At 32.0% G+C, this 12,214-nt stretch carries 14 protein-coding genes and 1 tRNA gene; 9 read left to right on the forward strand and 6 right to left on the reverse strand.

What is annotated here, in order from left to right; all coding sequences use genetic code 11:
- Positions 1-24: 24 nt before the first annotated feature.
- From BC961_RS11465 to BC961_RS11475, 3 genes are all read left to right on the forward strand, one after another.
- Positions 25-369, forward strand: coding sequence for a hypothetical protein (locus BC961_RS11465; protein WP_121925990.1), 345 nt, complete (start codon positions 25-27; stop codon positions 367-369).
- A gap of 162 nt (positions 370-531) precedes the next feature.
- The gene (locus BC961_RS11470; protein WP_121925991.1) at positions 532-1,035 is read left to right on the forward strand and encodes a hypothetical protein; all 504 of its coding nucleotides are present in this window, start codon (positions 532-534) and stop codon (positions 1,033-1,035) included.
- Positions 1,032-2,297, forward strand: a complete 1,266-nt coding sequence (locus tag BC961_RS11475; RefSeq protein ID WP_121925992.1) for a tyrosine-type recombinase/integrase — start codon at positions 1,032-1,034, stop codon at positions 2,295-2,297. Before BC961_RS11470 ends, BC961_RS11475 begins: the two co-directional genes overlap by 4 nt.
- 97 nt (positions 2,298-2,394) lie before the next feature.
- On the opposite strand, the gene BC961_RS11480 is transcribed toward BC961_RS11475, so the two are convergent.
- Positions 2,395-2,468, reverse strand: a tRNA-Met gene (locus tag BC961_RS11480).
- A gap of 152 nt (positions 2,469-2,620) precedes the next feature.
- Between BC961_RS11480 and BC961_RS11485 the strand changes: the two genes are divergently transcribed.
- The gene (locus BC961_RS11485; protein WP_121926133.1) at positions 2,621-3,013 is read left to right on the forward strand and encodes an START-like domain-containing protein; all 393 of its coding nucleotides are present in this window, start codon (positions 2,621-2,623) and stop codon (positions 3,011-3,013) included.
- A 54-nt stretch (positions 3,014-3,067) separates the two neighbouring features.
- Positions 3,068-3,907: an aminotransferase class IV gene (locus BC961_RS11490; protein WP_121925993.1), complete on the forward strand. Its 840-nt coding sequence runs from the start codon at positions 3,068-3,070 to the stop codon at positions 3,905-3,907.
- Here BC961_RS11490 and BC961_RS11495 read toward each other — a convergent pair.
- From BC961_RS11495 to BC961_RS11515, 5 genes are all read right to left on the reverse strand, one after another.
- Complete coding sequence (locus tag BC961_RS11495; RefSeq protein WP_121925994.1) at positions 3,904-4,464, reverse strand: YqgE/AlgH family protein; 561 nt, start codon at positions 4,462-4,464, stop codon at positions 3,904-3,906. The two genes, BC961_RS11490 and BC961_RS11495, sit on opposite strands and share 4 nt — an antisense overlap.
- Before the next feature lie 118 nt (positions 4,465-4,582).
- Entirely contained in the window at positions 4,583-4,855 is a 273-nt protein-coding gene (locus BC961_RS11500; RefSeq protein WP_026706853.1) for an HU family DNA-binding protein, read from the reverse strand.
- A gap of 178 nt (positions 4,856-5,033) precedes the next feature.
- The gene (gene fmt, locus BC961_RS11505; protein WP_121925995.1) at positions 5,034-5,981 is read right to left on the reverse strand and encodes a methionyl-tRNA formyltransferase; all 948 of its coding nucleotides are present in this window, start codon (positions 5,979-5,981) and stop codon (positions 5,034-5,036) included.
- Entirely contained in the window at positions 5,981-7,876 is a 1,896-nt protein-coding gene (locus tag BC961_RS11510) for a RecQ family ATP-dependent DNA helicase (RefSeq protein ID WP_121925996.1), read from the reverse strand. The genes fmt and BC961_RS11510 overlap by 1 nt, the downstream gene beginning before the upstream one ends.
- Before the next feature lie 60 nt (positions 7,877-7,936).
- Positions 7,937-8,476: an AAA family ATPase gene (locus tag BC961_RS11515; protein ID WP_121926134.1), complete on the reverse strand. Its 540-nt coding sequence runs from the start codon at positions 8,474-8,476 to the stop codon at positions 7,937-7,939.
- Between the two features lie 146 nt (positions 8,477-8,622).
- Here BC961_RS11515 and BC961_RS11520 point away from each other — a divergent pair, with 146 nt between their 5' ends.
- From BC961_RS11520 to BC961_RS11535, 4 genes are all read left to right on the forward strand, one after another.
- Complete coding sequence (locus BC961_RS11520; protein ID WP_121925997.1) at positions 8,623-8,907, forward strand: DUF493 family protein; 285 nt, start codon at positions 8,623-8,625, stop codon at positions 8,905-8,907.
- 88 nt (positions 8,908-8,995) lie between these two features.
- The gene (locus BC961_RS11525; RefSeq protein ID WP_121925998.1) at positions 8,996-9,721 is read left to right on the forward strand and encodes a DUF4290 domain-containing protein; all 726 of its coding nucleotides are present in this window, start codon (positions 8,996-8,998) and stop codon (positions 9,719-9,721) included.
- A 77-nt stretch (positions 9,722-9,798) separates the two neighbouring features.
- Positions 9,799-11,109: a UDP-N-acetylglucosamine 1-carboxyvinyltransferase gene (gene murA, locus BC961_RS11530; RefSeq protein WP_121925999.1), complete on the forward strand. Its 1,311-nt coding sequence runs from the start codon at positions 9,799-9,801 to the stop codon at positions 11,107-11,109.
- Positions 11,110-11,216: 107 nt separating this feature from the next.
- On the forward strand, positions 11,217-12,086 hold the full coding sequence (locus tag BC961_RS11535; protein ID WP_121926000.1) for a cation diffusion facilitator family transporter: 870 nt from the start codon (positions 11,217-11,219) through the stop codon (positions 12,084-12,086).
- Positions 12,087-12,214 lie beyond the last annotated feature (128 nt).

A 12,214-nucleotide genomic window follows, 5' to 3' on the forward strand; every position in this document is an offset into this window, starting at 1 on the left:
AAATATTATTTAATCAATATAACTATGGAAACGAATGACATAAAAACATTGAAGGAATTGCGCAAACTGTCGGGAAGAAGTTTTAAGACTCTTAGATCAAACCATCATAAGAAAGGTTTATATAGTGTTGACTTAGTTGTGGAAGGATATCTGGATTTACTTTTTACTGTTGCTAATTTAATAAAGGTCTCCATTTTAGCTCTTGATTCAGATGAAACATGTTCTAAACAAGTACCGGTTCCACCAACTAATATAAAGAATATGTTAGAGATAGCGCTTCAACTATTACCTTATGAAGAAGCAGAATTTTTAGACAAATCAAAGGAATTGCTTTTAAAGGAAAATCAGGATATTATTCCTGAGAATTAAAATTTGGAGGGTAGATTACTCTTTTATTGTCTCCGATCCTCACCATATTTCAACTATGATTTAGACAAAAAACAATTCTATCTTTGAAGGAAGTGTGATTTATGACTAATTAGTGAAAGACTCTCAAGACGTTCTTTTACTTTTAAAAAAAGGAGATGCGTGATGAAAAATGAAGAGGAAAATGAAAAAAGAAGAATCACTGTAGAGAAAGCTTTGGAGTTGTTTCATAGGGAGAATGAGAGTTTAACTCTTGAAGTCGATAAAAAATCATTTTACAATGCTAAAAAAAATAATGAAAATAATCAAAGTAAGTCAAGCAATTTGTCAATTTTAACAATTCGAGAAGTTGCTCTGAAATTAAAGTTAATTAATAGCGAAGCAGCTAAAAAATGGATAGAAAAAAGAGGAATCAGAATTCATAAATTTTCTAAACAAAATATTGTTTACGAAATCGAAGTGATCTGTGAAATTGATAAACCTTTTGTAAAATCTTTAAGGTTAAAATACCCATTAAGATGGAAAAAAATATACAGAAATCTGGTTAAAGATAAGAATGTGTATGAACTATTGGTTTTACAACTAGAAGGAGAGTTAGATTACGTTCCAACCACTAAGGTGAAAAGGAATATAGAGGATGAGAAACTATATAATGATTTAATGAAATGAATAAGTTAGTATTACCAAAGAAAAAATATAAAGGAATTAAGATTTATTGTAGAATATGTAAAGTAGATAATCCGAAATGTAATCATTTTGAAAGCTTTACGTATAGAGTAAGAGTTCATATCCCAGGAACTCAAAAGAGTGTCAAGTCTAAAATATTAAACTCAAAGATTTATAGTGATGCGGTAATTGAAGCTATCAATTTTGAAAAGCACTTAATAACCAATAATTATCAAACAATAGTAGCTGATTCGGCAGAAGGAAATGATTATTCTGTTATTGATTCCATAATAAAGTATAATCAATATTTAAATGGTGAAAGCGAATATGCTCAATTTAAAAAGAGTGTTACTAATGAACACCGTAAAGAATTAATACGATTTTGTAAATATTTTGCTAAGACATTAAAGAAAAATAAAAACATTGAGTTGACTAGAATTAAAGATGTTAGTAGGCAAGATGTATCAAATTTTTATTCTTGGGCTGATAATCATTATAATCCGAAAACATTTAATAAATGTTTGAATGGAGTCAAAGGTTTCTTTGATTTTCTCATAGATATTGAAGAAATTGAAATGAAGAATCCTTTTAGAAAGTATTCTCGGAAACAGATACAAAAAACAAATATTGATTCTGTCACCAGAGAAGAGTTTATTAAAATTCTTGAGGCAGTTGATACATTTAGTCCTTTTGTAGTTCTTGGGGGCAGAGGAGAGCGGAAAAACATGTTTAAACCGTATTTGAAAGATGGTTTTAGATTGTTTTTGTTAACTGGTGGAAGGCGAGAAGAAATTGTAGATCTGCGCTGGAGTCATATTTATGTATCTGTTAGTGGAGTAAAATTCTTTAGAATCCAAAATTTAAAAGTGGAGCGAAACCTCAATGTTGATGGATTGTATAAATACATTCCAATAAATTCTGATTTGTTTGACTTACTGGTGGAGATGGGTTATCATGAAAAAAAGCAAACTGACGATTATATTTTATTACCTGAAAGAAAAGTCAAATCAAAAACAATTATGGATTCAATTTCAAAATCTTTTACACATTACAAAAATGGCGCGGGCATTGAAAAAGATATTAGTTTGAAAAGTTTAAGGAAAACATACATTACATGGGTGCATCAAGTAATGCAAAAAGAAACAGGGTTACTAACTTCACATTCGACTACAAAAGTATTGGAATCGTATTATATAGATCCTCAAATTTTATCGGTAGTTGAAAGGGGAGCTGTCGAAATAAAGATATTTGGACATAATTCCTGACTCTAATTCCTCACTCCTAATATTTTGATATACTTTTTTACTTGATTGAAAGCACAAAAAAACCCTTAAACAGCTGTTGTTTAAGGGTTTGTTTTTGTAGCGAAGACGGGAGTTGAACCCGTGACCTCAGGGTTATGAATCCTGCGCTCTAACCGACTGAGCTACCTCGCCAAATACTCAAGGTTTGTTGGCCTTGAATGCGGGTGCAAATATATAAATTATATTAAAGATTGCAAACATATTTTAAAGAAAAAATATATTTTTGTAAATGCTTTCTTTTTGTAGTTATATTCTATATATTTCGGAAAAATTAAATGCAGCTCATGGATCAGAAAGTACGTTACGAAATCGAGTTTCCTATAAATTCTTCGCCTCAATTATTGTATCAATATATATCGACTCCATCAGGTTTGTCTGAATGGTTTGCCGATAATGTGAATTCTCGTGGTGAGTTCTTTACTTTTATTTGGGATGACTCAGAAGAGAAGGCAAGACTTGCTTCTAAAAAAACGGGCGAAAAAGTGAAATTCAAATGGGTTGATGATAAAGGAAAAGATACTGAATACTTTTTTGAACTACACATTTTAGTTGATGAACTTACTAAAGACGTCTCATTAATGGTAGTGGACTTCGCTGAAAAAGATGAAGTAGACGAAGCAACTTTATTGTGGGAAAATCAAATTTCTGATTTGAAACATCTAATAGGTTCGGTTTAGTAAAATCATATTTTATAACATATATTTGCCCTAAATTTTATTTAGGGCTTTTTTATGATCAATTTTAATGGAACTATCGTGTCTGAGGACGCTAATTTACTGACTCAAAATCGTGCTTTTTTATATGGTGATGGAGTTTTTGAAACGGTTAAAGTATTAAATAATAAAGTACTTTTCTTGGAGGATCATTACTTTAGATTAATGTCTTCGATGAGAGTTGTTCGTATGGAAATTCCAATGAATTTTACTATGGAATATCTCGAAGAGCAAATACTTTCAACTGTAAATGAAAATTCAATAGCGCATTCTTCTCGTGCGCGCATAACAGTATATAGAAATGATGGCGGTTATTACTTACCCAAAATTAATACCGTCTCTTTCATAATTAGCGCTGTTGGTTTAGAAAAGCAGTTGTATTCTTTTGAGAAAATCACTTATGAAGTAGATTTATACAAAGACTTTTATATTACTAAGCAGCTACTTTCTTCTATAAAAACTACTAATAAAATAATTAATATTACAGGAAGTATATTTGCAGATGAGAATGGTCTTGACAACTGCATATTATTAAACGACAGTAAGAACGTTGTCGAAGCTTTACAAGGTAACATTTTTATGATATTGGGTCATAAATTGATTACGCCACCAGTGTCCGAAGGTTGTTTAAATGGTGTAATGAGAAAGCAAATTCTTAGTTTAGCAAACAAAATAGCAAACTTGGAAGTGGTTGAAGAAATTATTTCTCCATTTGATCTTCAAAAAGCTGATGAGTTATTTATTACGAATGTAATTAAAGGAATACAACCAATTACTCAGTATCGTAAAAAGAGCTTTGCGACGACTAGATCGGCTGAAATTTTAGAAAAACTTAACGAAATGATTGGAACTATTTAGTTTAAATAAGGATTTTCTGGTGCGTTTAACCAAATTAAGTAATCGCCACCAAGTTCTTTAATTTGATCTTTCCAAAAATGAGTTGCTGATTTCCCAATTATTTTATTTTCGTAGCTGTTAGAATTAATGATCCAAGAGTGACTTTCCATTTCGCTCTCTAATTGTTTTTCCTCCCAACCAGTATATCCTAAAAAGAAGCGGATATTATCATTGCTTATTTCTCCTCTATTGATGAGGTCTTTAGTGGATTCAAAATCACCTCCCCAGTAAATACCATTAGATATTTCAATACTATTGGGAATTAAATCTGGAATGTTGTGAATAAAGTACAAGTTATCCTGTTCTACAGGACCACCATTGTATATTTTAAAACGGGCGTGGATTTCTGGAATTAAATCCTGAATGGTGTACTTTAAAGGTTTGTTTATAATAAAACCTACGGAACCTTCTTCATTATAGTCCGCTAATAAAATTACGGATCTGTTAAATGCTAAATCCCCTATTATAGTGGGCTCTGCTATAAGCAAATATCCTTTTTTTAATTTATCTTTAATCATTAGACTGGATTTTTTAATAAATTTAAGTTTTTTATTATAATACTGCCAAATAAAATCGATAAAAAGTATAAAAAAACCTTCCAGTTGGAAGGTTTTGATTATATACAAGAGAATAGAATTAGTTTACCGCACCTTCTAATTCAGCACCTGCTTTAAATTTCACTACATTTTTAGCAGCGATTTGGATAGTTTTACCTGTTTGAGGATTTCTACCATCTCTAGCAGCTCTAGCAGAAACAGACCAAGATCCGAAACCTACTAAAGATACTCTTCCACCTTTTTTCAAAGTCTCTCCTACGTTTCCTAAAAATGACTCTAAAGCTAATTTTGCTGCAGCTTTTGTAATTCCTGCATCAGCAGCGATAGCATCGATTAATTCTGATTTGTTCATAATAAATAGTTATTAATTGTTGGTTATACAAATTGTTAATACACAAATTTAGTAGGAAATACGTTCCTTGCAAGTGTTTTATGTTAATTTAATTTATTTTGTTGATAACTTAATTTTTTTGTTGATAAATGATTAGTTTTTTAACCTTTAACTTCTATTACCCCCGCATTTGTTGATGTTAATGCACATTAGCTTCCTCTGAAAATTTAATTCCATTTAGTAATTCGGCTGTGCTCATTTTTTTCTTTCCAGGAAATTGTAGCTGAAATATTTGAATAAATCCATCCTTTACAGCAACTTTCATTTCCTTTTTTGTGCAAATTAAACTACCGGTTTTATAATCGTGAGATTCAGAAATCATCTTTGACTCATAAATTTTCACATTCCATTCTTCTGTTTTATCTGTAAAAAAACTCCAAGCTGCAGGATAAGGACTTAGGCCTCTAATCAAATTATGTATCTCTACACCTGATTTATTCCAATCAATTTTGCAATTATCCTTATTGAGTTTGTATGCCGTTTTTATATGGGAATCATCTTTTTGAATAATGGTGGTTAAATTTCCTTTTTCAATCATCCTTAAGGTCTCAATAACTGTTTCACTACCCAAATTCATTAAGCGATCGTGTAAGTGTCCTGCATTTTCATCTTCATCAATTGCAATCTGCGAACTCAAAATCATCGCGCCCGTATCAATTTTATCATCTATAAAAAACGTAGTTACTCCAGTTTTGGCTTCTCCATTTATAAGAGCCCAATTTATCGGCGCAGCACCACGATAATTTGGCAATAAAGAGGCATGTAGATTAAAAGTTCCGAGTGTAGGCATTTCCCAAACTACTTTAGGTAACATTCTAAATGCGACTACAATTTGTAAATTAGCATTAAGAGCGTTTAATTCTAATAAAAAAGCTTCATCTTTTAAATTCACTGGTTGTAATAAATTAAGATTATTTGCTAGTGCGTAATCTTTTACCGCAGAGTATTTTATCTTTTGTCCGCGTCCTGCTGGTTTATCTGCAGCCGTGATGACACCTACAATTTCATAATTATTCTTAATTATAGTATCTAGGATCCCTACAGCAAATTCAGGTGTTCCCATAAAAACAATTCGTAATTTTTCCATTATGATTTTAAAGTATATTTATTATTTGGTTTAACCAAAATTATTTCATTTTCTAATAATTCTTGTAGAACAAAGATAACGTCGTCCGGACTACTTCTCGTTTTATTTTGAATATCCCTTGAGTTTAAATCATCTTCGTCAAGCAGCTTTATTATCTCTTTCGAAAGAAGTTTAGTGTCTTTCTTTTTAATTTTTTTAGTAATGCAAAACGAGCAGATACCACAATCTACGCTTGTCTCCTCGCCAAAATAATTAAGAATTAGCCTGCTTTTACATATTGATTTTTCGCTTACGTAATTTACTACAGCTTTCAGCTGTTCTTTTTTTAACTGATTTTGGTTTTCTAAATGTTTAGAGACCCGACTTATTGTCCGTTCGTCTTCGCGTACTTCATTAAATAGTATTGTAGCGTCATTATTTTTCGAATGATAATCTATAATTTCTTTCTCTTTTAATTTATGTAAAACAGCTAAAATTTCTGATTCCTTGTGACTAGATTTTTTAGAAATTAATTGCAAGTTAAAGGCTGTTTGCATCTCGTAAATTCCAGGATAGGTTCTTAATATTGCTAAAATAATTTCTTCATCGTTATGATTTAAACTCATGTAGCGCATAACTTCTTTAGAGGGAATGAGAAACTGCAGTGTTATCTTTTCTGAAAATTCTTGAGATAGCGTGATAATACCTTGCCGATCTAGAAATTGTAAAGCGTTGTACGTTTTTAAGGTTGGGAATTCATATTTTAAACAAAATCGATGTAAATTAAAATTAAATTTCTCGTTAATTCCTTCACCGTATGCGATTTGGAAATAATTATTCAACTTGACATACATCAAATTTAGGAATTTTTTATCGGGCAGTATTTTTATAAATTGATTTTCGGCTTGTGTAATATCAGATGGATTTGTCAACAAGAGCGCAAATGCTCTTTCTCCATTTCGACCTGCTCTTCCAGCTTCTTGATAATAGTTTTCCATGTTTTCTGGAAGCTGTATATGAATCACAGTTTTTACATTGGCTTTATCAATCCCCATCCCAAAAGCATTTGTAGCAACAATAACTTGGACTTTTTCATCCATCCACGCCTCCATATTTTTATCCTTTTCTTTGGACGAAAGTCCTCCATGATAATAAGTAGCATTAAATCCTAAAGAATTTAATTGAGAAGAAATTTCTAGACAGGATTTGCGATTTCGAACATAGATTATAGAAGGTTGTGGATTTTTTTTCAGAATTTGTTCAATTCTAAAAAGTTTATCTTCTACTTCAAAAACCATATAAGCGATATTTTCCCTTGCAAATGATTTCTCAAAAACATGAGGTTCATGCAATCCTAATTCAGTGATAATATCTATTTTAACGCTTGGCGTTGCTGTTGCGGTCAAAGCCAAAAAAGGTATAGTAGGAAAATGTTTTTTTAATTCAGAAATCTTTAAATAAGCTGGACGAAAATCATGTCCCCATTGCGATACACAATGCGCTTCATCGATGGTAATTAAATTAATTGGGAGGTTTTTTATCCGTTCTAAAATCCAATCAGACTGCAGTCTTTCAGGTGAAACATAGAGAAATTTATAATTGCCAAATTGGCAATTGTCGAGTAAATCTATCATTTCTTCAGAGCGAATGCCGCCCGTTAGAGCAATAGCTTTGATATTTCGTTTTTGTAAATTAGCGACTTGATCTTTCATTAGAGCTACTAATGGCGAAATCACTAAGCAAATGCCATCTTTCATTAAAGCTGGAATCTGAAAACAAACGGATTTACCACCACCTGTTGGCATTACTGCAAAAGTATCGTGGCCGCCTAAAACTGAAGTAATAATTTCTTTTTGTAGGGATCTAAATTTGTCGTGTTTCCAATATTTCTGGAGTAGCGCAACTGCTTCTGGCATAGTTAACAAGTTTCATTAGATTGAAAAATATCTCCAAAAAATAAATTCTAAACCGGTATTTTATTTAGAAATTTCCTCTAATATAAAAAGAATTCTGTTATCCATAGTATCTTTTGGAACTTCTATCAATTCGTAACCGTAATTATGATACGTTTCTATAAGATGAGAATTGATTAATTTCGCTTGCTCGAAGTTTTCATAACGTGCATCATCACTGATGTAGATTTCCTCCCAGGGTGGAAGAATAAATATTTTTGCGTACTTGTGTTCCTTGCATGCATTATCAAAAGTAGATGGATAACTATCGCCTATGTAGTGCATATATGCTAGAACATCTGGAATTCCACGATCAATGAAAACTACTTCATGTGGTTCATTTGTAGCACTTTCGAATTGTTTTTTTCTTCCTTCTAACAATAGTTCGCTAAATAAAAGAGGTTTTTCAAGGAACAATTGCTCTATTCCTTGCTTTTTTGCTTCTAAAGTTACTTCCCGCGAAATTTCTGGATAACAACAATGGCCTTTTGCGACCAATCCATCGATGATAGTCGTTTTACCTGTTCCTGGACCGCCAATGATAACTATGATTTTTGTTTGCACCTTTAAAAAATAAGGCGCAAATTTACTTAAACTTATTGGGATTTGAAAAAATGATTGCTTTTTAAATACGATTAGGCAAAAAATCATAATTCAGCAATCGTAATTTACTAATGAAACCGTATATTTGCCCTTATTTAAGATAGAAAATGGATAACAAGACTAAAGAATTCTATGATAGATTAAAAGTAGAGTTGGATATGAGTAATACATGGCCAAGCATATACTTGTTTAAATTTATTGTACCTACAGTAGATGATAATATAGCGCGTGTTGAAGCTGCATTTGATTGTATGGGAGCCGTTATCAATACTAGAAAATCTAAAACCGGAAAATTCACTAGCATATCCATCGATGTTACGATGAAAGATTCTCAAGAAATAGTAGATAAATACCTCGAAGTTTCTACAATTGAAGGTATTGTTTCCCTTTAAATAAAAAATATAATTTTAAATGACAAGCTGAAATGATTCTAAATCAAGAGGTTAATTGTCGGCTAAATTTAAAAATATAAATTCAAATATGAATTCAAAATATATTAAAGAAAATTCAAACGATGTGGTGCATCATTTGGAATACAATGCAGAGCGATCTCATTTAATTATTCCTGAATATGGCCGCCATTTACAAAAACTAATAGATCAAGCAACAAAAATTGAAGATGATGTAGAGCGCAATAAAGCTGCAAAATACATTATTCAAGTTATGGGAAGTTTGAACCCGCATTTACGTGATGTTCTAGATTTTCAGCACAAATTATGGGATCAGCTTTTTGTTATGTCTGATTTTAAATTGGTAGCTGATTCTCCTTATCCAATTCCCTCTCGTGAAGTATTACAGTTGAAACCTGACATGCTTCCTTATCCACAAAATTTTCCTAAATACAGGTTTTATGGTAACAACATAAAATACATGATTGATGTGGCAAATAAATGGGAAGATGGCGATATGAAAAGTGCATTAGTAAAAGTAATTGCTAATCACATGAAGAAATCATATTTGAGTTGGAATAAAGACACCGTTAAGGATGATGTCATTTTTGAACATTTATATGAACTTTCAGATGGTAAATTAAATTTGCTTCAAAGTGAAGAGGAGTTATTAAATACTACCGATTTACTAAGAACGAATAAACGAGTTTCGAATAAAATTCTACCGATAGGCCAACCCAAAATTCTTAGCAATAAGAATCCAAAAAGCGGAAAGCCAAATCCAGCGCATAAAAATCAAAATAGAAAACCTTTGTAAAACAGTTATTTTTTAAGGATGTTGCTCATAGTACAAGCAATTTAATCATAAATAATAACCAATAATATAAATAGAAGATGGGAATTTTTAAAATAGAAGGAGGCATTAGTCTTAAAGGTGAAATCACGCCACAAGGAGCTAAAAACGAAGCATTACAAATTTTGTGTGCTGTTCTTTTAACACCTGAAAAAGTGATTATCAACAATATTCCTGATATTATTGACATTAATAAACTAATTACGCTTCTTGGAAATTTGGGTGTAAAAATTCAAAAAAACGGTCATGGATCGTACACTTTTCAAGCAGACGAAGTAAATATTGACTATTTAGAAACCGAAGCTTTTAAGAAAGAAGGTGGTTCATTACGGGGTTCGATCATGATTGTTGGTCCCTTATTAGCTCGCTTTGGAAAAGGATATATCCCAAAACCAGGTGGAGATAAAATAGGCCGAAGAAGATTAGATACGCATTTTGAAGGTTTTATAAATCTTGGAGCTAAATTCCGTTACAATAGAGAAGATCATTTTTACGGTGTTGAAGCAAATGAAGGTTTAACTGGTGCTGATATGTTACTTGACGAAGCGTCAGTTACTGGTACTGCTAATATTGTTATGGCTGCTGTTTTAGCTAAGGGCGTAACAACTGTTTACAATGCTGCTTGCGAACCATATTTGCAACAGTTGTGTAAAATGCTAAACTCTATGGGTGCTAAAATCTCAGGAGTTGGTTCTAACTTATTAACGATTGAAGGAGTTACAACTTTAGGCGGGTGCGAACACCGAATTCTTCCTGATATGATTGAAATAGGAAGTTGGATAGGTCTAGCTGCTATGACAAAATCTGAAATTACCATTAAAAATGTTAGTTGGGATAATTTAGGATTAATTCCTACTACGTTTAGAAAACTTGGTATCACTTTAGAACGTCGAGGAGACGATATTTATATTCCTGCTCACGTGGATGGATATGAAGTGAAAACTGATATTGATGGTTCTATACTTACAATTTCTGATGCACCTTGGCCTGGATTTACTCCAGATTTACTGAGTATCGTTCTTGTAGTTGCAACTCAAGCAAAAGGTGATGTTTTAATTCACCAAAAAATGTTTGAAAGCAGATTGTTTTTTGTTGACAAACTGATTGATATGGGCGCGAAGATCATGTTATGTGATCCGCATCGTGCTGTGGTTATGGGGCATGATTTTAAATCACAACTTAAAGCTACAACAATGTCATCTCCTGATATTCGTGCTGGAATTTCTTTATTGATCGCTGCGCTTTCTGCAAAAGGAACAAGTACAATTCAAAATATTGAGCAAATTGATAGAGGTTACGAAGCTATAGACGAACGATTGAGAGCTATAGGAGCCAAAATAGTAAGGGAGTAAATACGCTCTTCAATAAAAAATATCGTTTAAGTGAACCAAACAGGATTTTAAATTCAATTGGGTTTACTTAAACGATTTTATTTTTAATGTAATTTATAAAAGATAGAATGTCAATCGAAAAAACAGCAATACGAGCAACTTATTTTAGTATTATCGGAAATACGTGTATGGCTATTGTAAAAGGCTTAGCTGGTTTTTTTGGAAATTCTTATGCTCTGATTGCAGATGCAATAGAATCTACTACTGATATTTTTGCTTCATTTTTAGTTCTGTTTGGTATTAAATATTCGAACAGACCTGCAGATGAAAATCATCCTTATGGTCACGGAAGGGCAGAGCCATTAATTACTTTTCTTGTAGTGGGTTTTCTAATTACGTCTGCGACAATAATTGCTTATGAAAGTATTATTAATATTCAAACTCCACATCAGCTCCCTAAACCTTGGACTTTAATTGTTTTAGGCGCCATAATTATATGGAAAGAATATTCGTATCGAGTGGTGATGAAGAAAAGTTTAGAAACAAATAGTTCATCGTTGAAAGCAGACGCTTGGCATCATCGTAGCGATGCGATCACTTCTGTAGCAGCATTTATTGGTATTTCAATCGCTCTTTTTTTAGGTGATGGTTATGAAGCAGCTGATGATTGGGCAGCACTTTTTGCATCTGGATTCATATTGTATAATAGTTACAAAATTTTTCGTCCCGCTTTAGGCGAAATTATGGATGAGAATTTACATGATGATTTAATTGCGCAAATAAGAGTCGTTTCTTTAAAAGTCGATGGGATTTTAGACACTGAAAAATGCTTTATTAGAAAAGCAGGGATGCAATATCACGTTGATTTGCATGCTACAGTGGATTCAAAGATTTCAGTAAAAGAAGGACATGATCTTGCACATAAATTGAAGGACACTTTGAGGGAGACAATACCGGAGCTTGGACATGTTTTGATTCATGTAGAGCCAAATGAGTAGATTTAAATCTCAAAAACTAAAGAGTATTGTAAAATTAATAATTTCTCGTTTAGTCTTTTTGTAGTTAAAAAATATCTTTATTTTTAAAATTAAGTGTAGTTATAAATGATGAATAAATGTATTATTAC

Source organism: Flavobacterium weaverense (genome assembly GCF_003688495.1).
Taxonomy (GTDB): domain Bacteria; phylum Bacteroidota; class Bacteroidia; order Flavobacteriales; family Flavobacteriaceae; genus Flavobacterium; species Flavobacterium weaverense.